27 protein-coding genes and 1 riboswitch are annotated in these 25,945 nt (G+C 73.6%); of the genes, 20 read left to right on the forward strand and 7 right to left on the reverse strand.

From position 1 onward, the window contains the following. Positions 1 to 170 precede the first annotated feature (170 nt). The 19 genes from IF06_RS0101935 to IF06_RS0102025 all read left to right on the forward strand — a co-directional run bounded on the left by IF06_RS0101935 (position 171) and on the right by IF06_RS0102025 (position 18,553). Positions 171 to 1,529: a pectinesterase family protein gene (locus IF06_RS0101935; protein ID WP_013286774.1), complete on the forward strand. Its 1,359-nt coding sequence runs from the start codon at positions 171 to 173 to the stop codon at positions 1,527 to 1,529. 20 nt (positions 1,530 to 1,549) lie between these two features. Then, positions 1,550 to 2,929 carry a cellulose binding domain-containing protein gene (locus tag IF06_RS0101940; protein WP_030268523.1) on the forward strand — a complete coding sequence of 460 codons (1,380 nt, stop codon included), beginning with the start codon at positions 1,550 to 1,552 and terminating at the stop codon, positions 2,927 to 2,929. Between the two features lie 126 nt (positions 2,930 to 3,055). After that, complete coding sequence (locus IF06_RS0101945) at positions 3,056 to 3,439, forward strand: DUF1622 domain-containing protein (RefSeq protein WP_013286772.1); 384 nt, start codon at positions 3,056 to 3,058, stop codon at positions 3,437 to 3,439. 67 nt (positions 3,440 to 3,506) lie between these two features. Next, on the forward strand, positions 3,507 to 5,588 hold the full coding sequence (locus IF06_RS0101950; RefSeq protein WP_030268525.1) for a heavy metal translocating P-type ATPase: 2,082 nt from the start codon (positions 3,507 to 3,509) through the stop codon (positions 5,586 to 5,588). Between the two features lie 94 nt (positions 5,589 to 5,682). Beyond that, positions 5,683 to 6,090: a TOBE domain-containing protein gene (locus tag IF06_RS0101955; protein WP_013286770.1), complete on the forward strand. Its 408-nt coding sequence runs from the start codon at positions 5,683 to 5,685 to the stop codon at positions 6,088 to 6,090. Further along, positions 6,087 to 6,869 carry a molybdate ABC transporter substrate-binding protein gene (gene modA, locus IF06_RS0101960; RefSeq protein ID WP_013476477.1) on the forward strand — a complete coding sequence of 261 codons (783 nt, stop codon included), beginning with the start codon at positions 6,087 to 6,089 and terminating at the stop codon, positions 6,867 to 6,869. The genes IF06_RS0101955 and modA overlap by 4 nt, the downstream gene beginning before the upstream one ends. After that, entirely contained in the window at positions 6,866 to 7,663 is a 798-nt protein-coding gene (locus tag IF06_RS0101965; RefSeq protein ID WP_030268528.1) for an ABC transporter permease, read from the forward strand. Before modA ends, IF06_RS0101965 begins: the two co-directional genes overlap by 4 nt. Further along, positions 7,660 to 8,712 (forward strand): ABC transporter ATP-binding protein, encoded by a 1,053-nt coding sequence (locus IF06_RS0101970; protein WP_030268530.1) that lies wholly within the window; start codon positions 7,660 to 7,662, stop codon positions 8,710 to 8,712. The genes IF06_RS0101965 and IF06_RS0101970 overlap by 4 nt, the downstream gene beginning before the upstream one ends. Positions 8,713 to 8,807: 95 nt before the next feature. Next, positions 8,808 to 9,080 carry a hypothetical protein gene (locus IF06_RS0101975; protein WP_013286766.1) on the forward strand — a complete coding sequence of 91 codons (273 nt, stop codon included), beginning with the start codon at positions 8,808 to 8,810 and terminating at the stop codon, positions 9,078 to 9,080. Positions 9,081 to 9,129: 49 nt separating this feature from the next. Beyond that, positions 9,130 to 10,149, forward strand: a complete 1,020-nt coding sequence (locus tag IF06_RS0101980) for a zinc-dependent alcohol dehydrogenase (protein WP_420063433.1) — start codon at positions 9,130 to 9,132, stop codon at positions 10,147 to 10,149. Positions 10,150 to 10,151: 2 nt separating this feature from the next. Continuing rightward, positions 10,152 to 10,550: a 6-pyruvoyl trahydropterin synthase family protein gene (locus tag IF06_RS0101985; protein ID WP_013286764.1), complete on the forward strand. Its 399-nt coding sequence runs from the start codon at positions 10,152 to 10,154 to the stop codon at positions 10,548 to 10,550. A gap of 4 nt (positions 10,551 to 10,554) precedes the next feature. Next, positions 10,555 to 11,592: a glycosyltransferase family 4 protein gene (locus IF06_RS0101990; protein WP_030268534.1), complete on the forward strand. Its 1,038-nt coding sequence runs from the start codon at positions 10,555 to 10,557 to the stop codon at positions 11,590 to 11,592. After that, positions 11,589 to 12,398 carry a class I SAM-dependent methyltransferase gene (locus IF06_RS0101995; protein ID WP_030268536.1) on the forward strand — a complete coding sequence of 270 codons (810 nt, stop codon included), beginning with the start codon at positions 11,589 to 11,591 and terminating at the stop codon, positions 12,396 to 12,398. Before IF06_RS0101990 ends, IF06_RS0101995 begins: the two co-directional genes overlap by 4 nt. 102 nt (positions 12,399 to 12,500) lie before the next feature. Further along, positions 12,501 to 13,442, forward strand: coding sequence for a lysylphosphatidylglycerol synthase transmembrane domain-containing protein (locus IF06_RS0102000; protein ID WP_030268538.1), 942 nt, complete (start codon positions 12,501 to 12,503; stop codon positions 13,440 to 13,442). Between the two features lie 69 nt (positions 13,443 to 13,511). Beyond that, on the forward strand, positions 13,512 to 14,141 hold the full coding sequence (locus tag IF06_RS0102005) for a GTP cyclohydrolase II (protein ID WP_030268540.1): 630 nt from the start codon (positions 13,512 to 13,514) through the stop codon (positions 14,139 to 14,141). Continuing rightward, positions 14,138 to 14,827 (forward strand): RibD family protein, encoded by a 690-nt coding sequence (locus IF06_RS0102010; RefSeq protein WP_030268542.1) that lies wholly within the window; start codon positions 14,138 to 14,140, stop codon positions 14,825 to 14,827. The genes IF06_RS0102005 and IF06_RS0102010 overlap by 4 nt, the downstream gene beginning before the upstream one ends. Positions 14,828 to 14,934: 107 nt before the next feature. Then, the gene (locus IF06_RS0102015) at positions 14,935 to 16,614 is read left to right on the forward strand and encodes an extracellular solute-binding protein (RefSeq protein WP_030268545.1); all 1,680 of its coding nucleotides are present in this window, start codon (positions 14,935 to 14,937) and stop codon (positions 16,612 to 16,614) included. Beyond that, positions 16,611 to 17,636 (forward strand): ABC transporter permease, encoded by a 1,026-nt coding sequence (locus IF06_RS0102020; protein WP_030268547.1) that lies wholly within the window; start codon positions 16,611 to 16,613, stop codon positions 17,634 to 17,636. Before IF06_RS0102015 ends, IF06_RS0102020 begins: the two co-directional genes overlap by 4 nt. Continuing rightward, positions 17,633 to 18,553, forward strand: a complete 921-nt coding sequence (locus IF06_RS0102025; RefSeq protein ID WP_013286756.1) for a carbohydrate ABC transporter permease — start codon at positions 17,633 to 17,635, stop codon at positions 18,551 to 18,553. Before IF06_RS0102020 ends, IF06_RS0102025 begins: the two co-directional genes overlap by 4 nt. A 50-nt stretch (positions 18,554 to 18,603) precedes the next feature. Here IF06_RS0102025 and IF06_RS0102030 read toward each other — a convergent pair whose 3' ends face one another. The 6 genes from IF06_RS0102030 to IF06_RS0102050 all read right to left on the reverse strand — a co-directional run bounded on the left by IF06_RS0102030 (position 18,604) and on the right by IF06_RS0102050 (position 23,669). Then, positions 18,604 to 19,341, reverse strand: a complete 738-nt coding sequence (locus IF06_RS0102030) for an amino acid ABC transporter ATP-binding protein (RefSeq protein WP_013286755.1) — start codon at positions 19,339 to 19,341, stop codon at positions 18,604 to 18,606. Continuing rightward, positions 19,338 to 20,108: an amino acid ABC transporter permease gene (locus tag IF06_RS0102035; RefSeq protein ID WP_013286754.1), complete on the reverse strand. Its 771-nt coding sequence runs from the start codon at positions 20,106 to 20,108 to the stop codon at positions 19,338 to 19,340. The genes IF06_RS0102030 and IF06_RS0102035 overlap by 4 nt, the downstream gene beginning before the upstream one ends. A gap of 38 nt (positions 20,109 to 20,146) precedes the next feature. Further along, positions 20,147 to 21,001: an ABC transporter substrate-binding protein gene (locus IF06_RS0102040; RefSeq protein WP_013476489.1), complete on the reverse strand. Its 855-nt coding sequence runs from the start codon at positions 20,999 to 21,001 to the stop codon at positions 20,147 to 20,149. Positions 21,002 to 21,110: 109 nt separating this feature from the next. Further along, entirely contained in the window at positions 21,111 to 21,236 is a 126-nt protein-coding gene (locus IF06_RS34675) for a hypothetical protein (protein WP_013286752.1), read from the reverse strand. 33 nt (positions 21,237 to 21,269) lie between these two features. Beyond that, positions 21,270 to 21,380, reverse strand: a riboswitch (SAM riboswitch). 55 nt (positions 21,381 to 21,435) lie between these two features. Then, on the reverse strand, positions 21,436 to 22,086 hold the full coding sequence (locus IF06_RS0102045) for a hypothetical protein (protein ID WP_013286751.1): 651 nt from the start codon (positions 22,084 to 22,086) through the stop codon (positions 21,436 to 21,438). A 107-nt stretch (positions 22,087 to 22,193) separates the two neighbouring features. Then, entirely contained in the window at positions 22,194 to 23,669 is a 1,476-nt protein-coding gene (locus IF06_RS0102050; protein WP_030268550.1) for an NAD(P)/FAD-dependent oxidoreductase, read from the reverse strand. 181 nt (positions 23,670 to 23,850) lie between these two features. Here IF06_RS0102050 and IF06_RS0102055 point away from each other — a divergent pair, with 181 nt between their 5' ends. Then, a complete protein-coding gene (locus tag IF06_RS0102055) occupies positions 23,851 to 25,095 on the forward strand; it encodes a hypothetical protein (RefSeq protein ID WP_013286749.1) in 1,245 nt (414 codons plus the stop codon). Between the two features lie 76 nt (positions 25,096 to 25,171). Here IF06_RS0102055 and IF06_RS34170 read toward each other — a convergent pair whose 3' ends face one another. Continuing rightward, entirely contained in the window at positions 25,172 to 25,939 is a 768-nt protein-coding gene (locus IF06_RS34170) for a hypothetical protein (RefSeq protein ID WP_232236590.1), read from the reverse strand. Positions 25,940 to 25,945: the final 6 nt, after the last annotated feature.

The following is a 25,945-nucleotide window of genomic DNA, read 5'->3' on the forward strand; positions in this document are numbered from 1 at the left end:
CCGGCGCGAGAAAAAGCGTTGTCGCGGCCGGACCGCCCCGTCTGTGTGGTGACGGGTAGCCGGGCAGCATCCGTCACCGGGCACCGGCTGCCGCCGTGAGGGCCGCCGCCAGCGATGGCGGTGACGGCGGAGGCCGACACACCGCACACCCAGGATCCCCGGGGAGAACCGTGAGACATCTCGTCCGACGACGGGCGGCGGCCCTGTTCGCCGTCCTCGTCACCACCACCGCGACCGCCGCCGTCGGCGTCGCCACCGCCGGCCCGTCCCAGGCCGCCGCGGGCTGCCAGGTCGGCTACCGGGTCACCGCGCAGTGGGCCGGCGGCTTCACCGCCGCCGTCACCATCCGGAATCTCGGCGACAGCCTCACCGGCTGGCGTCTCGGCTGGACGTTCCCGGCCGGGCAGTCAGTCACCCAGGCGTGGGGCTTCACCACCAGCTCGACAGGCGCGTCAGTGGTCGCGGCCAACGTCGACTGGAACGCCACCATCGGCACCGGCGCGAGCGTCGAGGCCGGGTTCAACGGCACCTGGAACGGCGTCACGAACCCGAGCCCGGCCACGTTCACGCTCAACGGCGTCACCTGTACCGGCTCGTCCGGCTCGCCCACGCCCACCGCCGCGCCGACGTCACCGCCGCCGACCGGCACGGCGACCGTGGCGGCCGACGGCACCGGCACCTACCGCACCGTGCAGGAGGCCGTCGACGCGGTGCCGGCGAACAACACCACACGGCGGGTCGTCACCATCAAGCCGGGCACCTACCGCCAGGTGGTGCGGGTGCCGTCGAACAAACCCCACATCACGTTCCGGGGACTCGGCACGTCACCGGCGAACACCGTGATCGTCTTCAACAACTCGGCGAACAGCAGCGGCACCTCCGGCAGCGCCAGCATGTTCGTCGACGGGTCCGACTTCGTGGCGGAGAACCTGACCATCGCCAACGACTTCGACGAGGGCTCGGTGACCAGCGGCCAGCAGGCGGTCGCGCTGCACCTCAACGCCGATCGTGCGGTGCTGCGCAACGTACGCCTCCTCGGCGACCAGGACACCTTCCTGGTCAACGACCGCACCCGGGCGTACGTGGTCGACTCCTACGTCGAGGGCACCACCGACTTCATCTTCGGCGGTGGCACGATCGTCTTCCACGCCTGCACCATCCACGAGAAGCGTTCCAGCGGCGGCACCGTCACCGCCGCCAGCACGGATGCCGCCAAGACGTACGGCTTCCTGTTCTACCGGTCGACGATCACCGGCACCGGGAACAACAACACCACCCTCGGCCGGCCGTGGCGCCAGGGCGCGCAGGTGCTCTACCGGGAGTCCACGCTCAGCGGCACGGTCCGCAACGCCCAGCCGTGGACGAACATGGGCGACGCCACCTGGCAGAACGCCCGCTTCTCCGAATACCGCAACACCGGCCCCGGCGCGACGGTCAACGGCAACCGGCCGCAGCTCAGCGACGCCCAGGCCGCCACCTACACACCGCAGAGATACCTCGCCGGCACCGACGGGTGGAACCCGTTGTGATCACGATGTTGGAGAACGGCATGACTGTCACGAAGAAGGGCCGGCCCTGGCGTACCGCGCTGGTGCTCGGCACGACCGCGGCGCTGGCGGCGCTCGGCGCGGTCACCGCGGTCACCGCGGTCACCGCCCAGGCGGCGGCCGGCTGCCGGGTCGACTACCGGGTCAGCAGCGAGTGGAGCGGCGGCTTCAACGCCGACGTGACGATCACGAACCTGGGCGACGCGGTGAACGGCTGGCGGCTGGCCTGGACGTTCCCGGCCGGCCAGCAGGTCACCCAGTCGTGGAACGCCACCGTTACGGCCGGGACGTCGAGCGTCACCGCGACGAACGTCGACTGGAACGCCGCCCTGCCGGCCGGGGGGAGCGTCTCGTTCGGCTTCACCGGCTCGCGCGGCGCCACGAACCCGGCGCCCACGGTGTTCACGCTCAACGGCACCGCCTGCACCGGCGGGGTCACCCCGACGACCGGCGCGCCGTCCCCGACGCCGACCACGCCGCCGGCCGGTGTGCCGTACTCGAACGCGCCGGACGGGTTCGCCGGCGCGGCCGGCACCACCGGCGGGGCGGCCGGCGCCACGGTCACCGTGACCAGCCAGGCCGACCTGGAGCGGTACGCGGCGTCCAGCACGCCGTACGTCATCCGGGTCGGCGCGGCGATCACGGTCAGCCCGTACGGCCGGGAGATCCCGGTCGGCTCGAACAAGACGATCGTCGGAGTCGGGCGGAACGGGCAGATCGTCAACGGCGGATTCCACCTCGGCGCCGGCACCGCCAACGTCATCATCCGCAACCTGACCATCCGGGACACCCGGGTGGCCTCGGACGACCCGGACGACAAGGACTTCGACTACGACGGCATCCAGATGGACACCGCGAACCGGATCTGGATCGACCACAACACGATCACGCGGATGAACGACGGCCTGATCGACAGCCGGAAGGACACCACGAACCTGACCGTGTCCTGGAACGTCATCGCCGAGGGCAACAAGGCGTTCGGCATCGGCTGGACGGACAACGTCACCGCCCGGATCACCATGCACCACAACTGGATCCACGACACGAACGTGCGCAATCCCAGCACCGACAACGTCCAGTACGCCCACTTCTTCAACAACTACCTGCAGAACATCAGGGGGTACGGCAACTACTCCCGGGGCCGTACCAAGCTGGTGATCGAGAACAGCTACTACGAGAACGTGAAGGACCCCTACTACCGGGACGACACCGCGGAACTACGCCAGAGCGGCAGCGTGTGCGTCGGCTGCACCGGTCAGCGGGAGACCGGCGGCTCGGCGTTCACCCCGTCGAGTTTCTACTCCTACCGCCTCGACCCCGCCGCGCAGGTTCCCGCACTGCTGCGCACGTACGCCGGGCCGCAGGCCGCCATCGGGCAGTGACCGGGCCGGCCGGGACGGCGGCGCACCCGCCCCGCCGTCCCGGCCGGACGTCCCCCCACCGGCTGCCCGACCGGCAAACCCGCTCGCGGGCGTGGCCGACGGGTCAGGCTGGTGCGGGGGTGCCGGGTGCCGACGAAGGAGATCGTCCAGCACGTCGGGGCACTGCTCGACCTGGCCGGGGTGCTCGTCATCGCGGTCGGCGTCGCGGTCGCCACGGCGGTGTTCGCGGTGCGCTGCGCCCGGACCCGCCAGGTGGTCGCGCACTACCGGGCGTACCGGCAGGGGGTCGGCCGGGCCATCCTGCTCGGCCTGGAGTTCCTGGTCGGCGGCGACATCATCCGTACGGTAGCGGTGTCGCCCACTTTCACCAGCGTCGGCGTGCTGGCGCTGATCGTGCTGGTCCGCACGTTCCTGAGTTTCTCGCTGGAGGTGGAGCTGGACGGCCGCTGGCCCTGGCAGGGCCGTCCTCCGGCGGACCGGCCGAGCGTCGGCGCCCGCCCCCAGCGCTGACCACCGCGCCGACCGGACGCCAGCGGTTACCCCCAGGGGGTATGGTGGCGGGTGGAGGTGACGCCCGATGGAGCACGGAACCGGCCACCACGGAGGCCACGACACCGGCGGCCACGGCGGCGGTCAGGACGACCACGGCGGCGGGCACGGCGCGCACGCCGGGCACGACCCGGAGCAGTTCCGCCGCCGATTCTGGCTCAGCCTGGCGCTGACGGTACCGATCGTCGCCACCAGCCACATGGTGATGGACTGGTTCGGCTACTCGCTCGAGTTCCCGGGCGTGCGCTGGGTCGGCCCGGTGCTCGGCACCGTGGTGTTCGCGTACGGCGGCTGGCCGTTCCTCACCGGCGGGCTGCGTGAGCTGCGCGAACGTGCCCCCGGCATGATGCTGCTGATCTCGATGGCGATCGTCGTCGCGTACCTCGCCTCGGCCGCCACCAGCCTCGGCCTGTTCGACCTCGACTTCTGGTGGGAGCTGGCCGCGCTGGTCACCATCATGCTGCTCGGGCACTGGCAGGAGATGCGGGCGGTCGGGCAGGCGCGCGGCGCGCTCGGTGCCCTCGCGGCGCTGCTGCCCGACGACGCCGAGCGCCTGGACGACGCCGGGCGGCCGCATCCGGTGCCGGTCGGCGAGCTGCGGGTGGACGACCTGGTGCTGGTGCGCCCCGGCGGGCGGGTGCCGGCCGACGGCCGGATCGTCGAGGGCGCCGCCGAGCTGGACGAGTCGATGATCACCGGGGAGTCGCGGCCGGTGGCCCGCGCCGCCGGGGACCGGGTGGTCGCCGGCACCGTCGCCACCGACTCCACCCTCCGGGTACGCGTCGAGGCGGTCGGCGCGGACACCGCGCTGGCCGGCATCGGGCGGCTCGTCGCCGAGGCGCAGGCCTCCGGCGGGCGCGCGCAGGTGCTCGCCGACCGGTTCGCCGCGCTGCTGTTCTACCTGGCGGCGTTCGCCGGCCTCGCGACGTTCGCGGTCTGGGCGCTGCTCGGCGACCCCGACCAGGCGGTGGTACGCACCGTGACCGTGTTGGTGATCGCCTGCCCGCACGCGCTCGGCCTGGCCATCCCGCTGGTGGTGGCGCTGTCCACAGCGCTGTCGGCCCGCGCCGGCATCCTGGTCAAGGACCGGCTCGCGCTGGAGCGGATGCGCACCGTCGACACGGTCCTGTTCGACAAGACCGGCACGCTCACCACCGGCCGGCACACGGTGACCGGGGTGGCCACCACCGGCGGGACGGACGAGGCGGTCGCCCTGGCGCTGGCCGGCGCGGTGGAGGCCGACAGCGAGCACCCGCTGGCCCGGGCGCTGGTGGCCGCCGCCGACGCCCGCGGCGCCCGTCCCGCCGCGCGCGGCTTCCGGGCGCTGACCGGCCGGGGCGTGCGCGCCACTGTGGACGGCGTGGACTGGGCGGTCGGCGGTCCGGCGCTGCTGCGCGAACTCGACGCACGGGTGCCGGACGACCTGGCCCGGGCCGCGCGGGAGTGGTCGGGCCGGGGCGCCGCGGTGCTGCACCTGGTCCGCCTGCCCGAGGGCGGCCCGCCGGAGGTGACCGCCGCGTTCGGGCTGGAGGACCAGGTCCGCCCGGAGGCGCGGGCCGCCGTGGCCGAGCTGCGCGACCTCGGCGTACGCAAAATCGTGATGATCACCGGGGACGCGCGCCCGGTCGCCGAGGCGGTGGCCGCCGACCTCGGGTTCCGGCCCGGCGTCGACGAGGTCTTCGCCGAGGTGCTCCCGGCCGACAAGGACAAGGCGGTGGCCGAGCTGCGCGGCCGGGGACTGACGGTGGCGATGGTCGGCGACGGCGTGAACGACGCACCGGCGCTCGCCCGCGCCGACGTCGGGCTGGCCATCGGCGCGGGCACCGACGTGGCGATCGAGTCCGCCGGGGTGGTGCTCGCCGGCTCCGACCCGCGCGGCGTCGGTGGCGTGATCCGGCTGTCCCGCGCCTCGTACCGGAAGATGCGGCAGAACCTGGCCTGGGCGGCCGGCTACAACGTGGCGGCGATCCCGCTCGCCGCCGGTGTCCTCGCCTGGGCGGGGATCGCGCTCAGTCCGGCGCTGGGTGCGGTGCTGATGTCCGCCTCGACGATCGTGGTGGCGCTCAACGCCCAGCTGCTGCGGCGGGTCCGGATCACCCCGGCCGACTGAACCGCAGTTCCGGGCACCGAGGCGCATCGCGGCTCGCGGGTGCGAGCCACCTCGCCCCTTCCGGCTCGCACCTGCGGGCCGCTAGGGTGAGCGCGTGACGGTGTTCCGGATCGGCGAGGCAGCCGAACTGCTCGGGGTCAGCGCGGACACGGTCCGCCGCTGGATCGACGCAGGCAAGCTGCCGGCCACCCGCGACGAGCACGGCCACCGGGTGCTCGACGGCGCCGACGTGGCAGCGTTCGTCCGCGCGCCCGGCCACCCCGAGCTGTCCTCGGCCCGCAACCGGCTGCGCGGCATCGTCACCGCCGTCGTCAAGGACACCGTGATGGCCCAGGTGGACATCCAGGCCGGGCCGTTCCGTGTGGTGTCGCTGATGAGCCGCGAGGCCGTGGACGACCTCGACCTCCAGGTCGGCTCCGTCGCCGTCGCGGTGATCAAGTCGACCACCGTCGTGGTCGAGCGCGCCCCCGCCACCACCCCCAGGGGAAGGACAAGCCCGTGACCGTACGGTGGATCCGCGCCGCGCTCGCCGCCGCGCTGGTGGGGGCGCTGGGCCTGACCGCCTGCGGCGGCGCGGACGAACCGGCCGGTCCCGACGGTGCCGGTCCGGTGACCGTGTTCGCCGCCGCCTCGCTCACCGAGTCGTTCACCACGCTCGGCAAGGAGTACGAGGCCGCCCACCCGGGCAGCAGCGTCACGTTCAACTTCGGCGGCAGCTCGGGCCTCGCCACCCAGATCACCCAGGGCGCACCCGCCGACGTGTTCGCGGCCGCCTCCCCGGCCACCATGAAGACGGTCACCGACGCCGGTGACGCCGACGGCGAACCTGCTGTGCTGGTCCGCAACCAGCTCGTCGTCGCCGTACCCCGTGGTAACCCGGCCCGGGTCGGCGGCCTGGCCGACCTCGCCCGCCCCGGCGTCAAGGTGGCGCTCTGCGCCGAGCAGGTGCCCTGCGGCGCCGCCGCGCGTACCGCCCTGGACGCCGCGGGCGTGCGGCTCACCCCCGCCACGCTCGAACAGGACGTCAAGGGCGCGCTGGCCAAGCTGCGTCTCGGCGAGGTCGACGCGGCACTGGTCTACCGCACCGACGTCCGCGCCGCACCCGGACTCGACGCGGTCGAGTTCCCCGAGTCGGCGCGCGCGGTGAACGACTACCCGATCGTGGTGCTGCGCGCCGCCGGGAACCCGGCCGGCGCCCGCGCCTTCGTCGACTTCGTCCGCTCCGACGCCGGGATCGCCGTGCTCACCGCCGCCGGGTTCCAGGCGCCGCCCGGCGCATGAGCCGCACCGTACGCCGGCAGCGGGTGCCGATCGCCCTGCTCGTGCCCGCCGGGCTCGGCCTGACCTTCCTCGTCCTGCCGCTCGCCGGCCTGCTGCTCCGGACGCCCTGGACCACGCTGCCCCAGCGGCTGGCCGAGCCGGGTGTGCTCACCGCGCTGCGGCTGTCGCTGGAGACCGCCACCGTCGCCACGCTGCTCTGCGTGGCGCTCGGCGTACCCCTGGCCTGGCTCTTGGCGCGGGTGGAGTTCCCCGGCCGGCGGCTGGTCCGGGCGCTGGTCACGGTGCCGCTGGTGCTGCCGCCGGTGGTCGGCGGCGTGGCGCTGCTGCTGGTCTTCGGCCGGCGCGGGCTGGTCGGGTCGTGGCTCGACGAGACGTTCGGGGTGACGCTGCCGTTCACCACCGCCGGGGTGGTGCTGGCCGAGGCGTTCGTGGCCATGCCGTTCCTGGTCATCGCCGTCGAGGGGGCGCTTCGCGGCGCCGACCTCCGGTACGAGGAGGCCGCCGCCACGCTCGGCGCCGGACGGTTCACCACCTTCACCCGGGTCACGCTGCCGCTCGTCGCCCCGGGCGTGGCGGCCGGGGCGGTGCTGTGCTGGGCTCGCGCGCTCGGGGAGTTCGGCGCCACCATCACGTTCGCCGGCAACTATCCCGGCCGCACCCAGACCATGCCGCTGGCGGTCTACCTGGCGCTGGAGACCGACCTGCAGGCCGCGATCGTGCTGAGCCTGATCCTGCTCACCGTCTCCGTGGTCATCCTCGCCGCCCTGCGCGACAAATGGGTCGGGACGACATGAGTGTGCTGGACGCGCATCTGGTCGCCGAGCGGGACGGGTTCACCCTCGACGTGCGGCTGCGCATCGCCGCCGGTGAGGTGGTGGCGCTGCTCGGCCCCAACGGCGCCGGCAAGACCACAGCGCTGCGGGTGCTCGCCGGGCTGCACCCCCTCACCGCCGGGCACCTCACGCTCGACGGCGCCGACCTGGACCGGCCGGACCGCCGGGTGTGGACGCCGCCGGAGCGGCGGCCGGTCGGCGTGGTGTTCCAGGACTACCTGCTGTTCCCGCACCTCAGCGCGCTGGACAACGTGGCGTTCGGGCCGCGCCGCCGGGGCGCGGACAAGCGCGCCGCCCGCGCCCGTGCCCAGGAGTGGCTGGACCGGGTCGGCCTCGGTGACCAGGCCCGGCGCCGGCCCCGGCAGCTCTCCGGCGGGCAGGCGCAGCGGGTCGCGCTGGCCCGCGCGCTCGCCGTCGACCCGGCGCTGCTGCTGCTCGACGAGCCGCTCGCCGCGCTCGACGCCCGGACCCGGCTGGACACCCGCGCCGAACTCCAGCGCCACCTCGGCGCGCACCCCGGCGCGACGCTGCTCGTCACCCACGACCCCCTCGACGCCCTGGTGCTCGCCGACCGACTGGTCATCGTGGAGCACGGCCGGGTGGTGCAGGAGGGCGACGCCGCAACCGTCACGGCCCGGCCGCGCACCGACTACGTGGCCCGGCTGGTCGGCCTCAACCTGCACCGCGGCCGCGCCGACGGACACACCGTGACCGTCGGTGAGCTGACGCTCACCACCGCCGACACCGTCCACGGTGAGGTGTTCGTCGCGTACCCGCCGGCCGCCGTCGCGCTGCACCCGTCCCGGCCGGAGGGCAGCCCGCGCAACGTGTGGGCCGCCACCGTCACCGGCGTGCAACGCCACGGCGACAACCTGCGCGTGCAGCTGGCCGGGCCGGTCGAGGTCGCCGCCGACGTCACGCCCGCCGCCGCGGCCCATCTCGGACTGATCCCCGGCCGCGCGGTCTGGGCGGCGGTCAAGGCAGCCGAGACGCGCGCCTATCCGGCGTGACAAACACCGCTGGTCGCGACGTGTCCGCAGGTGAGAGGTTTGATCTGCGCTCAACCGGTCACTGGGACGGTAGCGACGACGCAAAGGGGGACACGGTGCCCGACACGATCCGCAACAGGTCCAGTCTGGACGCCGACCTGCCACGGGGAGTCACCGACCCGTTGCTCTGGCGGGCCGCGTACGACGTTGCAGTCGCCCACCGGCCCGACGAGGCCGGCCGGTGCGAGAGCCTGCTGTGTGACGGTCAGGTCGCGCCGTGTGACGCGCTGACCGCTGCCCACCGCGCGATGGAACTGGCCGGGGACCGCCACGCCGACCGGGCCGATCCGGAGACCTGGCGTACGGAGCAGCGCCGGCGCGCCGCCTGAGCATCGGGTCGCGGGCGGTTCGAACCGCGGACGCCCCGCTTCCGTGTTTATGATCGACAACTCGGTCGGAATGCGGGGAAGAGGAGAGTTCGTGACGGTCGACGCCCACGCGTTCTGGCTCCGCGCCCCCGGCGAGGGCGAGATCCGGCCGGTCCGGCTCGCCGCCCCCGGCCCCGGCGAGGTGCTGGTCCGGACCCGCTTCTCCGGGGTCAGCCGCGGCACCGAGACGCTGGTGTTCACCGGCCGCGTCCCGGCCGACCAGCACGACGCCATGCGCGCGCCGTTCCAGGAGGGCGACTTCCCGGCCCCGGTGAAATACGGCTACCTCAGCGTCGGCACCGTCGAGGCGGGCGACGAGCGGCTGCTCGGCCGTACCGTCTTCTGCCTCTACCCGCACCAGAGCGCGTACGTGGTCCCGGCCGACGCCGTGACCGTCGTGCCGGGCGGCGTACCGGCCGAGCGCGCCGTGCTGGCCGGCACCGTGGAGACCGCTGTGAACGCGCTCTGGGACGCCGCCCCGCTGGTCGGCGACCGGGTGACGGTGATCGGCGGCGGGATGGTCGGCTGCGCGGTGACCGCGCTGCTGGCCCGCTTCCCCGGCGTACGCGTCGAACTCGTCGACGCCGACCCGGCCCGCGCCGCGGTGGCCGCCGCGCTCGGCGCCGGCTTCGCCACGCCCGCCGACGCCACCGGCGAGCGCGACCTGGTGGTGCACGCCAGCGCCACCGCCGACGGGCTGCAACGCGGCCTGGAGCTGCTGCGCCCCGAGGGCACCGTGCTGGAACTGAGCTGGTACGGCGACCGGCCGGTCACGCTGGCGCTGGGCGGCGCGTTCCACTCCCGACGGCTGGGCATCCGCAGCAGCCAGGTCGGCACCGTGTCGCCCCGGCGGGCCGACCGCAGCTACGCCGACCGGCTCGCGCTCGCCCTCGACCTGCTGGCCGACCCGGCGTTCGACGCGCTGCTCACCGGCCGGTCCCGCTTCGACGACCTGCCCGACGTGCTGGACCGGCTCGCCTCGGGCGAGCTGCCGGCGCTGTGTCATCTCATCACCTACGGCGAGGAGTGATCGTGTTCAGCGTGACCGTCCGGGACCACATGATGGTCGCCCACAGCTTCCGCGGCGAGGTCTTCGGCCCGGCGCAGCGGCTGCACGGGGCGACGTTCGTCGTCGACGCCACGTTCCGCCGCGCCGAGCTGGACGACGACGGGATCGTGGTCGACATCGGGCTGGCCACCGAGCAGCTCAAGGCCGTGCTCGCCGAGCTGAACTACCGCAACCTCGACGACGAGCCCGCCTTCGCCGGGGTGAACACCACCACCGAGGTGCTCGCGCGGACGATCGCCGACCGGCTCGCCGACGCGGTGCACGCCGGCCGGCTGGGGGAGGGCGCGCGCGGTCTCGCCGGGATCACCGTCACCCTGCACGAGTCGCACATCGCGTGGGCGAGCTACGAGCGGTCGCTCTGACCGGATGACAGTCGTCCACGTGGTGCTGCCGGGCGACATCGACGACCCGGCGGACCCCAGCGGCGGCAACGCCTACGACCGGCACGCCTGCCGGGGCCTGGCCGCGCGCGGCTGGACGGTACGCGAACACCAGGTCCCCGGCGGCTGGCCACACCCGGGGCCACGGGAACGCGCCGACCTGGCCGGACTGCTCGGCGGGCTGCCCGACGGCGTGCCGGTGCTGCTCGACGGCCTGGTGGCCTCGACCGTGCCGGACGTGCTCGCCCCGCACGCCGCGCGGCTGCGCCTGGTGATCCTGGTGCACCTGCCGATCGAGGGCGAGACGGAGGCGCGGTCACTGGCGGCGGCCACCGCAGTGGTCGCCACCAGCGAGTGGACCCGCGACCGGCTGCTCGACCGCTACCGGCTGCGCCCCGAACGGGTGACCGTCGCGCCACCGGGCGTCGCCCCGGCGCCCGTCGCCGACGGCACGCCCGGCGGGGGACGGCTGCTCTGCGTCGCGGCGGTCACCCCGGTGAAGGGCCACGACGTGCTCGCCGCCGCGCTCACCGAGGTGGCCGACCTGGACTGGACCTGCGACTGGGTGGGTCCGACGGACCGGGACCGCGCGTTCGCCGACCGGCTGCGCGGACAGCTCACCGCTACCGGTCTCGCCGGCCGGGTCCGGCTCACCGGTCCGCGCACCGGACCCGACCTGGCCGCCACGTACGCGGCAGCCGATCTGCTGGTTCAGCCCTCCCGGCGGGAGACGTACGGGATGGTGGTCACCGAGGCGCTGGCCCGGGGCGTACCGGTGCTGGCGAGCGACACCGGCGGCCTGCCGGACACGCTCGGGCACGCCCCCGGCGGCGACCGGCCCGGCCTGCTGGTGCCGCCGGGCGACCCGTGCGCGACCGCCGCGGCGCTGCGCCGCTGGCTCACCGACCCGGGCCTGCGGGACCGGCTGCGCCGCGCCGCCCGGCAGCGGCGGCACACCCTCACCGGCTGGCCGGTCACCGTGGACCGGCTGGCGACGGTACTCAAGGAGGCGACCGCGGCATGACCACCTCACTCCCGCCCGGCTTCGCGGACTGGCTACGACTGCGCGAGCCCGCCGACGCGGCGGCCCGCAGCGCCGAGCTGGCCGACGCGGTCCGCGACCGGCTGCCCGCCGGCCGGCCGATCGTCGTGCACGACCTGGGCAGCGGCACCGGCTCGATGGCCCGCTGGCTCGCGCCCCGGCTGCCCGGCCCGCAGCGCTGGGTGCTGCACGAACGCGACGCGGACCTGCTGGCGCTGGCCCGGGCCGGACGGCTCACCGCCGCCGACGGCACCGAGGTCTCGGTGACCACGCGCGGCTCCGACGTCACCCGGCTGACCGCCGCCGACCTGGCCGACGCCCACCTGGTCACCGCGTCCGCGCTGCTGGACATGCTCACCGCCGAGGGGGTCGAGCGGATGGCGGCGGCCTGCGCCGGCCACCCGACGCTGTTCGCGCTCACCGTGACCGGACGGGCCGAGTTCACCCCGCCGGACCCGCTGGACGCCGAGCTGACCGCCGCGTTCAACGCCCACCAGCGTCGTACCGTCGACGGCCGGGTCCTGCTCGGGCCGGACGCCGTGGACGTCACGGTGGCCGCGTTCCGCCGTCACGGCGTCGAGACGCTCGTGCGGCCGACCCCGTGGCGGCTGGGCCCGGAGCAGGCGGAACTGGCCGCGGAGTGGCTCACCGGCTGGGTCGACGCGGCGGTCGAGGAACGACCGCATCTGTCCGGGCCCGCCGCGACGTATCAGAAGTGGCGGCTCACCGAGGCCGCCGCCGGCCGGCTCGAGGTGGTGCTGCACCACGCCGACCTGCTCGCCGGCTGAACCGTACCGGCTGCTGGCACGTGACAACCGGTGGGAACAAGGGAGGACCGTTTGTCACACGTCGCCGTCGCCGGACCCGTACCGGCCGTCGCATCCGTACCGATCCGGCCACGCCGGGCCCGGCTGAACGGAGCCTGGATACGCCCGCTGCTCGGGCTGGCGGTGCTCGCCGCGCTCGTCGCCTCGGTGGGCACGGGCCCGTTCCTGGCCGGGCTGCGGCTGATCGACGCGCCGGCGCTGGCCGCCGCGCTCGGCATCGGCGTGATCACCACCGTCTGCTGCGCCTGGCGCTGGTCGCTCGTCGCCGGTGGGCTGGGCGTACGGCTGCCGATGCGCGCCGCGGTGGCGCACTGCTACCGGGCGGTCTTCCTCAACTCCACGCTCCCCGGCGGCGTGCTCGGCGACGTGCACCGGGCGGTACGGCACGGCCGTGACGCCGGGGACGTGGCCCGCGGCGTCCGGGCGGTGGTGTGGGAGCGCACCGCCGGGCAGGTGGTGCAGGTGGTCATCGCGGTGGCGCTGCTCGCCGCGTTCCCGTCGCCGGTACGCCGGTACCTGCCGGCCCTCGCGGCCGTGCTCGCCGTGGTCGCGCTGGCGCTGGTGCTCGCCGCCCGCGCGGTGCCCCGCTCCGGGGCGTCCCGGCTCGCCCGGGCCGCCCGGACGGCTGTCGCCGACGTCCGCTCCGGAGTGCTCGGCCGCCGGACCTGGGCCGGCGTGGTGGTCGCCTCGACCGTGGTGTTCGCCGGTCACCTGGCCACGTTCGTGGTGGCGGCCCGCACGGCCGGCGCGGAGGCACCGCTGTCGCACCTGCTGCCGCTGACGCTGCTCGCCCTGCTGGCCATGGCGGTGCCGTTGAACGTCGGTGGTTTCGGGCCGCGCGAGGGAGTGGCCGCGTGGGCGTTCGCCTCGGCCGGGCTGACCGCCGCGCAGGGTGTGGCGACCGGCACGGTGTACGGCGCGCTGGTCCTCGTGGCCAGCCTTCCCGGCGCCACGGTGCTGCTGGCACGGCGGATGCCTCGGCGCGAGCCCGGCAACTGTCGGTGATCCCGCCTACGGTGGGGGAGCGAGGTGTGCGTCGCCGGGTCCGCCCGGCGACCGGAGGACAGGAGAACCATGGACGAAACGCTGCCCACCGCGACGGTCCGGACCCGCGTGACGGTTCCGCTCCGGTTCCCCGACGGCTACGTGACCACGGCCCGCGTGCACACCTTCCACGGTCTCGTCGACGGCCGCGAGCACCTGGCGTTCGGGCTCGGTGAGCACGTCGACGCCGACCCGCCGCTGGTCCGCCCGCACAGCGAGTGCCTCACCGGGGACGTGTTCGGCAGCCAGCGCTGCGACTGCGGCCCGCAGTTGCGCGAGGCGGTCGAGCGGATCGCCGAGGCCGGTGGCTACCTGCTCTACCTGCGGCAGGAGGGGCGTGGCATCGGCCTGTACGCCAAGCTCGACGCGTACGCCCTCCAGGACGGCGGCCTCGACACGTACGAGGCGAACCTGGCGCTCGGGCGCGGTGCGGACGAGCGCGACTACACGGTGGCCGCGCAGATGCTCGCCGCGCTGGGCGTGGACCGGGTGGCCCTGCTCAGCAACAACCCGGACAAGGCGGCGCAGCTCGAACGGCTGGGCGTGACGGTGGCCGACCGGGTGTCCACCGGTGTGCACCTGTCACCGGCGAACGCGGGCTATCTGGCGGCCAAGGTGACCCGCGCCGACCATGCCCTCGACCTGCCGTTCGTGCCGTGACGACCCGCCCGTACGTGCTGCTCAGCTGCGCGATGTCGATCGACGGCTACATCGACGACGCGACGACCGAGCGGCTGCTGCTGTCGAACGACGACGACCTGGACCGGGTCGACGCGACCCGGGCCGGGTGCGACGCGATCATGGTGGGCGCGGCCACCGTCCGCCGCGACGACCCTCGCCTGCTGGTGCGCAGCGAGCGCCGGCGCGCCGAGCGGGTGGCGCGCGGGTTGCCGCCGTCGCCGGTGAAGGTGACTGTCACCGGCAGCGGCGACCTCGATCCGCGGGCCCGGTTCTTCACCGCCGGTGACGGGCTCAAGCTGGTGTACTGCCCGAGCGGCGTGGTGGACAAGGCCCGCGAGCAGGTGGGCGCGGTGTCCACGGTGGTGGACGCCGGTGATCCGGCCACTCCGGAGGCGGTGGTGGCCGACCTGGCCGGGCGCGGGGTGGCGCGCCTGATGGTGGAGGGCGGCGGCTCGGTGCACCGCCAGTTCCTGACCGCCGGCCTGGCCGACGAGTTGCACCTGGTGGTGGCGCCGTTCTTCGTGGGGGACGGGCGGGCGCCGCGCTTCGTCGGGGACGGCCACTTCCCGTGGCACCCGGGGCGCCGGGCCCGGGTGGTCGAGGTGCGCCAGATCGGCGACGTGGTCCTCACCCGCTACGCGTTGTCCGACCGCTGCCCGGCCTGACCGCCGTGTCGATCCGGTCCGCCCTTGTGCAAGCTCATCGACGTGATTAGTTTGTTGACCATCCATACGAACTAATCCACTGCGCTTCCCTTCCCGAAGGGGGACCGATGACCGCGCACCACCCCGACCCGGGCTCCTCCCGCCGCCGCTTCCTCGGCCTGGTCGGCCTCGGCGTGGCCGCCACCGCCACCGGCCCGCTGCTCGCCGGCTGCTCGGAGAAGCCGGCCGGCTCCGGCGCCGCCCAGGACCTCGACGCCGTCTCCGGCCTGCTGCCCACCCGCAAGGACCTGCCCGGCGCCGTCAAGCCCGACATCGTGGGCACCCGTCCGGTGCCCGACGGCTACACCCGCTATCCGGCGAACCTCGTCGACGCCATCACCGACAAGCCCGGCACCAGCGGCAAGCAGGTCACCGCGATGACCCCCGCCTGGGGGCCGGCGCCGCCCGGAGTCGCGCAGAGCGCCTACCTCCAGGCCGTGAACGCCGAGCTGGGCGTGCCCGTCAACTTCACCATCCAGGACGGCGCCACGTACGCCGACAAGCTCAACGCGATGCTCGGCGCGCGGGACGTACCGGACCTGCTGTGCGTGCCGGGGTGGGAGGTGGAGAAGATCCCGCGCTTCGCCGAGGCGATCAAGGTGCTCTTCGAGGACCTGACCGACCACCTCAAGGGCGACGCCGCCGGCGCGTACCCGATGCTGGCGAGCTTCCCCACCGGGGCCTGGCGGCGCGCGGTCTGGAACGAGCGGATCATGTCCGTGCCGAACCCCACGGACGGGCCGTTCCCCTGGGCGCTGTTCACCCGCAAGGACCTGCTCGACGCGCGCGGCCTGGCCGTGCCGGCGAACCTCGACGACCTGCTCGCCGTGGCCAAGCAGGTCACCGACCCGGCGCGCAAGGTGTGGGCGTTCAACGACGTCTTCGCCATGATCCAGATGTTCCACGAGGTGCCGGGCCACAAGGGCGGGTGGCGGGTCAAGCCTGACGGCACCCCCGAGTTCAAGTACGAGACCCCGGAGTTCCGCCGCGCACTGGAGGTCATGGCCAAGATCTACGCGGACGGCCTGGTCCACCCGGACATCGTGGCCAGCAAGGGCGCGGACGCCAAGCAGCTGTTCGCCAAGAACGGCGCGATCGTGTTCCACCAGGACGGCGTCGGATTCTGGCAGGGCGCCCAGGCCGAGCACCAGAAGACCAACCCCAGGCTGAACATCCAGCCGGTGCCGATCTTCTCCGCCACCGGCGGTGACCCGCTGGTCTGGGGCGACGACGAGCCGATCTCCTACACCTTCGTCAAGAAGGGCCTCGGCAAGGACCGGGTCCAGGAACTGCTGCGGATCATCAACTGGTGCTCCGCGCCGCTGGGCAGCCAGGAGGCCCAGCTACGGGACTTCGGCGTGGCGGGCAAACACCACACCCCGTCGCCGAACGGTCCCGTCAAGACCGACCTGGCGTTCAAGGAGATCGCCAACCAGTACTTCTTCATCAGCGGCCGCAACCCCACCATCGGGCCGTTCCCGGACACCCCGCGCTTCGTGCCGGACGTGCTCGCGTACTCCAACGAGATGGTCAAGCACATGGAGCCCAACCCCTGGGCCGGGGTGAAGCTGGAGATGCCCGCGGCCTACAAGGCCAACCAGGTGCCCACCGAGGACAAGTTCACCGACGTGCTGCGCGGCCGCCGCCCGCTGAGCGACGTGGACGCCATCGTCGCGGAGTGGAAGGCGAACGGCGGCGAGGAGGCCCGCAAACTGCTCGCCGACTCGCTGCCCAAGGAGGGCCGGTGAACGAGCCGGCCGTCCTGGCCGGGCCCGAACGGGCCCGGCCGGACGCGCCGGCCCCACCGGGCCGTCCGCCCCGCCGTCGCCCGTCCCGCCGCCGGGTGCCGCTGCGCACCCGGCTGCGCCGGGACTGGCAACTGCTCGCCATGGTGGTGCCCGGCTTCCTCGTGCTGCTGATCTTCAGTTACCTGCCGATCGCCGGCAACGTGATCGCGTTCCAGGACTACAACCCCTACCTGGGCGACAACCCGTGGCAGGCGTTCCTGCACAGCGACTGGATCGGCTTCGGGCAGTTCCAGCTGCTGTTCGACGACCCGGCGTTCTGGGACGCGTTCCGCAACACGCTGGCGATCACCGCGTTCCAGCTCGTCTTCTTCTTCCCGCTGCCGATCCTGCTGGCCATCGCGCTGCACAACCTGATGTCCAGCCGGCTGCGCGGCCTGATCCAGACGATCGTCTACCTGCCGCACTTCTTCAGCTGGGTGCTGGTGGTGACGTTCTTCGTCGCGATGCTCGGCGGTGCCGGGCTGCTCGCCCAGAGCATGCGCGAGGCCGGGCTGCAACCGTGGAACGTGATGACCAACCCGGACACGTTCATCGTCCTGGTCACCGTCGAGGCGGTGTGGAAGGACGTCGGCTGGGGCACCATCGTCTTCCTCGCCGCGCTGTCCACCATCGACCAGAATCTCTACGAGGCCGCCGCCGCGGACGGCGCCGGCCGGTGGCGGCGGCTGTGGCACATCACGCTGCCCGGCCTGCGCCCGGTGATCGTGCTGCTGCTCATCCTGCGCCTGGGCGACGCGCTCTCGGTCGGCTTCGAGCAGTTCCTGCTGCAACGCGACGCCGTCGGCCGGCAGGCCGCCGAGGTGCTCGACACCTTCGTCTACCACTTCTCCATCGCCACCGGGAACTACGGCTACGGTGCGGCGGCCGGACTGTTCAAGGCTGTCATCGGGCTGGTGCTGATCCTGGCCGCGAACCGCGTGGCGCACATGCTCGGCGAACGAGGGATCTACTCGAAGTCATGACCACGCTCATCCGCCGGGCGTCCGGCACCCGATCCCGCCGGCCGGTGTGGCAGGAACCGCCCACCCCGGTCGGCCAGGGGCTCAAGGCCGTCGCGCTCACACTGCTGGTGGCGGGCGTGCTGTTCCCGCTCTGGGTGATCCTGGTGACCAGCCTCTCCTCCCGGGAGACCATCGCGCGGGCCGGCGGCCTGGTGGTCGTGCCCCGGGGGATCGACACGTCCGCGTACGAGACCATCTTCGCCGGTGGCGCGGTCACCCGGGCGCTGTGGATCAGCACGCTCGTCACCGTGATCGGCACCGCCATCGCGCTGACGGTCACCGTGCTCGCCGCGTACGGGCTGTCCCGGCCGGGCTCGCTGGGCCACCGCTGGCTGCTGGCGTACTTCCTGATCCCGTTCCTGGTCTATCCGCCGCTGGTGCCGCGCTACCTGGTGGTCACCGGGCTGGGCCTGAAGGACACCATCTGGGCGCTGGTCCTGCCGCCGGCGATCAGCGTGTTCAACCTGGTCGTGGTGCGCGGGTTCTTCCAGGGCATCCCGTCGGAGCTGCTGGACAGCGCCCGCATCGACGGCGCGAGCGACTTCCGTACGCTCGCGCGCATCGTGCTGCCGCTGTCCCGCGCGGTGATCGCCGTGGTCGGCCTGTTCTACGCGGTCAGCTACTGGAACGTCTGGTTCGACGCGCTGCTGTTCATCGACCGTAACGACATGTACCCGATCCAGCGGGTGCTCCAGAGCTACCTGCTGGCCGGGCAGGCCCCGCACACCTCCGGCGCGAGCAGCGGGGTGACCATGCCGCCGACCGAGGCGATCAAGATGGCGGTGGTGGTGCTGACGGTCGCCCCGATCGTCGCTGTCTACCCGTTCATCCAGCGGCACTTCGTCAAGGGCGTGCTGATCGGCGCGGTGAAGGGCTGAGGCGGCGCGGCGCTTCACCGCGTCGTGGCGCTTCACCGTGCTGGGGCGTGTCAGAGCACCTGGGACAGGAAGCGTCGCAGCCGCGGGTGCTCCGGCGCCTCGAACACCGCCTCCGGCGGCCCGGCCTCCAGCACCACGCCCGCGTCCATGAACGCCACCGTGTCGGCGACGCTGCGCGCGAACCCCATCTCGTGGGTGACCACGACCATCGTCATCCCGGCGGCGGCCAGGTCCGCCATCACCGCCAGTACGCCCTTGACCAGCTCCGGGTCCAGCGCGCTGGTCGCCTCGTCGAACAGCATCACCTGCGGGCGCAGCGCGAGCGCCCGTGCGATGGCGACGCGCTGCTGCTGGCCGCCGGAGAGCTGCGCCGGCCGCGCGTCCGCCTTGCCGGCCAGGCCGACCAGGTCGAGCTGGGCGCGGGCCAGCGCCACCGCCTCGTCCTCGCTCAGCTTCTTGAGCTTGCGCAGCGCCAGCGTGATGTTGCGCAGCACGCTCAGGTGCGGGAACAGGTTGAACTGCTGGAACACCATGCCGATGCGCTGACGCAGCGCGTCCGGGTCGTCGCGCAGCACGCTGCGCCCGTCCAGCAGCACGTCACCGCGGTCCGGCTCGATCAGCCGGTTGACGGTGCGCAGCAGCGTCGACTTGCCGGAGCCGGACGGGCCGATGACGCAGGCCGCGCGGCCCCGGGCCACGTCGAGGTCCGCGCCACGCAGCACCCGGTGCGCGCCGAAGGCCAGGTGCACGTCGCGGACGGCCAGGCTGACCGAGGTCGTGGTGGTCATCGCGGGTCCTTTCCGGACGGGGTGAGGTCGGCCGGCTCGGTGTCCGGCTCGGGCGGCGCGGCGGGGCGGCCCTGCCGCAGGCGCCGGTCCAGCCAGTTGACCGCGTGGGTCAGCGGCACGGTCAGCACCAGGTAGAACAACCCGGCCAGCAGCAGCGCGGACTGGTTGCCGGTGTTCGCCGCGTAGTCCTGCCCGATCCGGAACAGCTCTCGCTGGCTGGCCAGCAGGCCGAGGAAGTAGACCAGGCTGGAGTCCTTGATCAGCGCGATGAGCTGGTTGACCCAGGCGGGCAGCACCCGGCGTACGCCCTGCGGGATGATCACCAGACGCATCGCCTCACCCCAGGAGAAGCCGAGCGCCCGCGCGCCCTCCAACTGGGCGGCCTCCACGCTCAGGATGCCGGCCCGGAAGATCTCACCGAGGTAGGCGGCGGCGATCAGGGACAGCGCCAGCACGCCCAGCGGATAGGGGTTCGGGCCCCACACCTGCATGCCGAGCGGCGCCAGGCCCACGCCGATGAGCAGGATGGTCGCCGCGGCCGGCAGGCCGCGGAACACGTCGGTGTAGACCCGCGCCGGCCACCGCAACCATCGGGTACGCGAGATGCCGGCGACGGCCAGCAGCATGCCCAGCACCGAGCCGAGCAGGGCGGCGGAGACCGCCAGGGTGAGCGTGTTGGGCAGCCCGACGGTGAGCATCTCGGGCAGCGCCTCGCGCATCGAGTCCCAGTCGAAGAACGTCTCCCACAGCGTGCTCAGTGGATCCATGTCCGCTCCGTCCGCCCCGCTCGTGCTCGGTTACCGGTTCAGGAGGCGGCCGACGGCGACGGCACCGCCACCGACCCGCTGCCCGGCTTGAAGTCGGCCGGGACCGGCCGCCCCGGGTAGTACTCGGCCTGCAGGCGGCTCCACGTGCCGTCGGCGATGACCTCGTCGAGGCCCTTGTTCAGCGCCTCGCGCAGCTTGTCGTCGCCCTTCGCCACCGCGTACGCGGTAGGGGTGGGGCTGAGCTGCTTCGCCGCGACCTTGATCTTGCCGTTGCTGTCGGCGGCGGACTTGTCGCCGATCTCGGCCGGGGCGATCCAGGCGTCGGCGGTACCGGCCTTGAGCTGGTTGATCGCGCTGTTGTAGTCGGGCACCCGCACCGGGTCGAGGTTCTGCTTGGTGGCGTAGTCGTCCTGCACGGTGCCCTGGACCACCACCACGCGCTTGCCGGCGAGCTGGTCGAAGCCGGTGATCGAGGAGCCGGCCGGCACGTCCAGGCCGAAGTAGCCGAAGTCGTAGCCGTTGCCGAAGTCCACTGTCTTCTTCCGCGCCTCGGTGATCGTGATCGAGGAGCTGCCCACGTCGAACTTGCCGCTGTTGACCTGGGCGAGCAGGCCGGAGAAGTCGGTGCCGACGAACTCCACCTTCAGGTCGATCTTGGCGGCCACGGCGCGCAGCAGCTCGTTGTCGAAGCCGGTGAACTTGCCGTCCTTCAGGAAGACGTTCGGCGGGGCGTCGGTGAGCGTGCCGGCGCGGATCACGCCGGGCTGGAGCAGGCCGTACGGGTTGTCGGCCGCGGTGGTGTCGTCGTTGCCGCAGGCGGTGAGCGCGGTGACGGCGAGCAGGGCGGCCGCGCCGACGGCGGCGGCACGGGTCAGGACGGTACGGAAACGCACGATGTCTCTCCAGAGTGGATGGACGCGCGAGGTGCGCGTCGGCGCCGGCCCGCCGGACGGACGGCCGGGCCGGAGAAGGGTGGATCGGGGAAAGGAGGGTGGCGTTCGCTCAGCGCGCGAGGCGACAGGCGTCGCTGCACACCCGCATCAGGTCGACGTGACGGCGCTTGACCAGCGCGAAGCGGGCCGGGTACGCGGCGACGTCGCCGGATGGGGTGGAGGGTGGTGCGGACATCGGTCTCCCTGGTCTGTTGCTGACCTGGGTGCCAGGCCACGCTTGCACCGGCGGCTGCCGGTGCCTGGTCTTCACCCGGGGCACCCCACCGCGGAGGAGGGTTGCCGGCCAGCGAGCCGGGGCTTCGCGCTGGCGCTCATGACCTGCCCAGAAGGCTAGCAGCACCGCCGCGGCGGTCGTCCAGCGGTTATGACCACCCTCACGCGCCGGGGCCTTCAGCCGGTTCCGTTCCGGCCGGACCGCGGAGCCGGTCCTCGATGTCCGGGATGACGAAGCAGATCTCCAACGTCTTCAACTCGGCCCAGAACCGCAGCACGACGCTCCGCCAGGCGGCGCCACCCGCGACGGCGAGCAGAGCCGGCCCGGCGAGGACCGCCGCGGTCCCGCCGAACCCGCGACCGGCTTCGACAACGGCCAGGACCGCGCCGAGAAGCAGCGGCACCGTGGCGTTCCGCATCATCAGCCCGATCGCCCGCATCCGTGTCGCCTCGGCGGCCACCTCCCGGTTGTGCAACTCGGCCGCTGCGAGCAGCACCCCCCAGGGCGCGGTGAGCATCCGCGAGCCGGCCGCGCCGAGGGCCTGCTCCGCGAACACCCGGCGGGCGTCGAATCGGCCCCAGTTCCAGAACGGCAGTGCCCGGTCGACGACACGACCGAGGCCGTACGTGGCGTTGCCCAGCACGTAGGCGAGCAGCAGGGCCAGGAGCAGGAGCAGCGGCGTGGGCTGCCGGCTCAGGTCGTCCAGCCGCACCCAGTCCTGCCGGACCGCGAGGTAGGCGGACAGCGTGAGGTAGAGCGACCCGGGGGTGAGGTAGGTGAAGAGGTCGAAGATGCCGATGCTGAAGGTCATCAGTCCTCGCAGGGCCCGGAGGTGGCGACGCGGAAGGGGGCCGGTCCCGGTCCACGCTAGGTGACCGGCACAACGCCGCCCGTCACGACCACCTCACGCCCGGGGCCTCACCGCCGGGCCGGGACGACCGGCGCGTCCCGGCCGGTGCCGTGCCGCGACGGGCTGCGCTGCTCGTGGTAGTCCTGCTCGACGTTGACGGTCCAGACGTCGTGCTCCGCGCCGTGCGCGATGTTCTCCGCGGTCAGCATCGCGGTGAGCATGGAGTGGTCGGCGTTGTTGTACCGGTGCATGCCGTTGCGGCCGACCGGGTGCACGTTCGGCACGTTCGCTGCGAGCCAGTCCCGGATCACGTCGACGTTGCGCTGGTACCGCTCGTCGTAGACCGGGTACGCCTTCGGCATCCGGACCACGTAGCCCGCCTCCACGCACCCGGGCTTGACCAGGCCCAGCCGTTCCAACTCGGCGGTGGCGAACGCGATCAGCTCGGCGTCCGGCGTCCGCCACATCTCGTCGCCCTCGAACACGAAGTACTCCAGCCCCAGGCAGGTCCGCCCGTCCTTCACCAGGTACGGCGACCAGGAGCCGAAGTTCTGGATCCGGCCCACCCGGGCAGCCGGGTCGTGCACGTAGATCCAGTTGTCCGGGAACGAGAACTCCTCCGGCACCACCAGCGCCACGGTCAGGAAGTCCCGGTACCGCAGGTCGTCGGCGGCGGCCCGCACCTCGGGCGGCGCCTCCGGGCGCATCGCCCGCACCAGCGCGGAGATCGGCATCGAGGAGATCACGTGCGCAGCCGGCTCGGTGCGCTTCCCGCCCGCGTCGGCCACCGTCACGGCGGTGGCCCGCCGCGCGGCCGGATCCCGGTGCACCTCCGCGACCCAGACGCCGGTACTGACGGTGCCGCCGCGCTTGGCGACCTCCTCGGCGCATCGCTCCCACATCATCCCCGGGCCGTGCTTCGGGTACTGGAACTCCTCGATCAGGCTGGTCACGTCCGTGCGGTTGCGCCGGGGCAGCAGCGCGTTGCGCATCGCCGTGGCCAGCGACAGGTTCTTGATCCGCTGGGCGGCCCAGTCGGCCTGCAACCGGTCCGCCGGCATCCCCCAGACCTTCTCCGTGTACGTCTTGAAGAAGATCGAGTAGAGCCGCCAGCCGAACCGCGCCGACACCCACCCCTCGAAGTGCGACTGGTCCTTCGGCGGGCGCAGCCGGGCCCGGCCGTACGAGCCCAGACAGCGCGCCGCCTCCAGCAGGCCGAGGTTGCGCAGCGCGTTGCCGGCGCTGAGCGGGTAGTCGAACAGCGCGCCCCGGTAGTAGATCCGGCTCATCCGCGGCCTGAGCAGGAAGTCCTCGTCGGGGAGGATCTCGTGCCAGAAGTCCTCGACCCGGGACACCTTGGTGAAGAAGCGGTGCCCGCCGATGTCGAAGCGCCAGCCGTCGCGCTCCACCGTCCGGCTGATCCCGCCCACCACGTCGTCGGCCTCGTAGACCCGGACCGGCTCGCCGTGCCGCAGCAGCTCGTACGCGGCGGTCAGCCCGGCCGGCCCCGCCCCGATGATCACGGTCCCGTCGCCGTCGCCCATGCCGTACGCGCCCCCCGCCTGCCGATGCGGCAGCGCGCATACCCACCCTGGCGGCGTCCTCACCTGCCGATCAGCGCCGATCCGCGACGGCTGCGCGGGGTGTGGACCGGTCCGGACGGGGAACGCGCACCGGGTTTTGCGGCCGGGCGAGTCGGCCCGAGGGCCGGACGGTGGGAGCGCGATGGCGGACGAACGGCGGGTCGACCCCGGCGGCGGGGCGCGCGCCGGGCGTACCCGGTGGTGGTCGCGGGGAGTCTCGGTCGCCCGCCGGCTGCCCGAGCCGTGGGGATTCGTGCTCGCCGTCTTCGCCGGTTCGAAGCTCGTACTCAGCCTGATCGGCGTGCTGGTGCTCACCGCCTGGGACGGAGTGCCGGGCGCGCCGCCGGCCGACGAGACCGCGATGCGGGCCCAGCAGGATGCGATCTCGTCCCACCGTTGGTTCTCGCTCTGGTTCGCCTGGGACTCGTTCCTCTACGAGCACCTGGCCCGGCTGCCGCTGGACCGGCCCTGGCCCGACTTCGGCTTCCCGCTGCTGTACCCGTTCCTGGCCCGGCCGCTCGCGCCGCTGCTCGGCGGGCACACCGCATGGGCGCTGCTGCTCGTGAGCAACGTGGCGCTGGTGTTCCAGCTCTACTACGCGTACCGGCTGGGGGGCCGGCTGCTCGGCGGCGCGGGAGCGGCCGACGGCCGGCGAGCGGTCCGGTACCTGCTGCTCCTGCCGACGGCGTTCCTGTTCCAGGCGGCGCTGACCGAGTCGCTGTTCGTCTGCCTGGCGCTGGCCGCCTTCTGGTACGCCGAGCGGAGCCGCTGGCTGCTCGTCGGCGTCGTCGGCTACTTCCTGGCGATGAGCCGCTCGGTCGGCTTCCTCGTGGTGGTGCCGCTGGCGCTGGTGCTGCTGCGTGAACACGGCTGGCGAGCCGGACCCCGGGCGTGGCCGCGGCTGCTGCGGCAGGGCTGGCCGCTGCTGCTGGTCCCGGCGGGCTGGCTGACGTTCATGGCCTTCTGCCGCTGGCAGAGCGGCGACTGGTTCGCCTACCAGCACGCCCAGGAGACCGGCTGGGGGATCCGGCTGCAGAACCCGATCGCGACGGCCGCATCCGCGCTGACCGGCGGCAACTCGGCCGACGCGCTGCGGGTCTGGATCGCGGTGGCGACGCTGGCGGTGGCGGTCGTCGGGCTGCGCCGCCGCGCCGACTGGCCGTACCTGGTCTACACGCTCGTCATGGTGCTGGTGCCGCTGTCGATGGGGCCGCCGGTGTACAAGAGCCTGCTGCGCTACCTGCTCGCCGCCTTCCCGGTCGCGTTCGTGCTGGCCCGCTGGTCGCGGCGGCCCGGCCTCGACGGCTGGCTCACCGCCGCGCTGGCGCTGCTCCAGGGCGCGTTGTTCGCGGTCTGGCTCACCTACTGGACCCACCTGATCATCTGACCGGCGCGGCGGTGGCCGTGGGCGCTGCCCGGCGGTTGACACCCGACGACGCCAGCCCGTGCGACGACGTGCCGGCTCAGGCGGCCAGGGCGGTGGTGAGCCGGCGGGCCTCGGCGACGAGCCGGCTGCCGCCGCCCCGGGCCACCACGTCGGCCAGCCCCGGTACCTCGATCCGCACGCCCGTCGCGGTCGCCGTGTCCGCCGCCAGCGCCAGCAGGTCCGGCGTGCCCCGGGGCGGCGTCGGCGCGCCGAGCAGCGGCGGCAACGCCGAGGCGAGCAGCCGCCACACGCTCAGCGGGGCGCCCGCCGCCACCGCGTCGCGCAGCGGCGTGACCGCCCGGGTCAGCGTCACCTGCCCGCCGGCCGCCAGCGCGCCGAGGTGCCCGCCGGTCGCCGGCGCGTCCAGGTCACCGCCGGCGGCCAGGATCAGCACCGCGTCGAGCGCGGCCACCCGGTCCGCCTCGTGGCGGGCGCACAACCCGTAGGCCAGCGCCAGATCGAGGGCCGGTCCGCCCGCGCCCGTGCACTCGGCCAGCACCGGCAGGGCCGCGGCGTGCCCGAGGGTGTCCTCCTGCGCCGCGCCGGCCACCTCGGGCAGCAGGTGCGCGGCGACCACGCCCCGGTGGCCGGGCAGGACGGCCGGCCAGACGTCACCCCAGCCGTCGGTCCACCGGCCGATCGGCGTGGGCGTCAGGGTGAGCAGGCCGAGCCGGTCCTCGACGCCGTCCGGCGGGGTGAGCGCGACGAGCGTCCGGCCCTCGGGCAACTGGTCGTATCCCCAGTCGTACCCGGCCGACCGCGCCCGCCGGCCCACCGTCACCACCTGCTGCGCGGGGGCCGGCACGGCGTC

Origin of the sequence: Micromonospora globosa (assembly GCF_000717585.1) — a bacterium.
Lineage (GTDB): Bacteria > Actinomycetota > Actinomycetes > Mycobacteriales > Micromonosporaceae > Micromonospora > Micromonospora aurantiaca.

Bases quoted from the DNA above. Each gene is read 5' to 3' on its own strand.
- IF06_RS0101940 (WP_030268523.1), top strand. From the start codon at position 1,550: ATGACTGTCACGAAGAAGGGCCGGCCCTGGCGTACCGCGCTGGTGCTC.
- IF06_RS0101950 (WP_030268525.1), top strand. From the start codon at position 3,507: ATGGAGCACGGAACCGGCCACCACGGAGGCCACGACACCGGCGGCCAC.
- IF06_RS0101965 (WP_030268528.1), top strand. From the start codon at position 6,866: ATGAGCCGCACCGTACGCCGGCAGCGGGTGCCGATCGCCCTGCTCGTG.
- IF06_RS0101970 (WP_030268530.1), top strand. From the start codon at position 7,660: ATGAGTGTGCTGGACGCGCATCTGGTCGCCGAGCGGGACGGGTTCACC.
- IF06_RS0101980 (WP_420063433.1), top strand. From the start codon at position 9,130: ATGATCGACAACTCGGTCGGAATGCGGGGAAGAGGAGAGTTCGTGACG.
- IF06_RS0101990 (WP_030268534.1), top strand. From the start codon at position 10,555: ATGACAGTCGTCCACGTGGTGCTGCCGGGCGACATCGACGACCCGGCG.
- IF06_RS0101995 (WP_030268536.1), top strand. From the start codon at position 11,589: ATGACCACCTCACTCCCGCCCGGCTTCGCGGACTGGCTACGACTGCGC.
- IF06_RS0102005 (WP_030268540.1), top strand. From the start codon at position 13,512: ATGGACGAAACGCTGCCCACCGCGACGGTCCGGACCCGCGTGACGGTT.
- IF06_RS0102015 (WP_030268545.1), top strand. From the start codon at position 14,935: ATGACCGCGCACCACCCCGACCCGGGCTCCTCCCGCCGCCGCTTCCTC.
- IF06_RS0102025 (WP_013286756.1), top strand. From the start codon at position 17,633: ATGACCACGCTCATCCGCCGGGCGTCCGGCACCCGATCCCGCCGGCCG.
- IF06_RS0102030 (WP_013286755.1), bottom strand. From the start codon at position 19,341: ATGACCACCACGACCTCGGTCAGCCTGGCCGTCCGCGACGTGCACCTG.
- IF06_RS0102035 (WP_013286754.1), bottom strand. From the start codon at position 20,108: ATGGATCCACTGAGCACGCTGTGGGAGACGTTCTTCGACTGGGACTCG.
- IF06_RS34675 (WP_013286752.1), bottom strand. From the start codon at position 21,236: ATGTCCGCACCACCCTCCACCCCATCCGGCGACGTCGCCGCGTACCCG.
- IF06_RS0102045 (WP_013286751.1), bottom strand. From the start codon at position 22,086: ATGACCTTCAGCATCGGCATCTTCGACCTCTTCACCTACCTCACCCCC.
- IF06_RS0102050 (WP_030268550.1), bottom strand. From the start codon at position 23,669: ATGGGCGACGGCGACGGGACCGTGATCATCGGGGCGGGGCCGGCCGGG.
- IF06_RS0102055 (WP_013286749.1), top strand. From the start codon at position 23,851: ATGGCGGACGAACGGCGGGTCGACCCCGGCGGCGGGGCGCGCGCCGGG.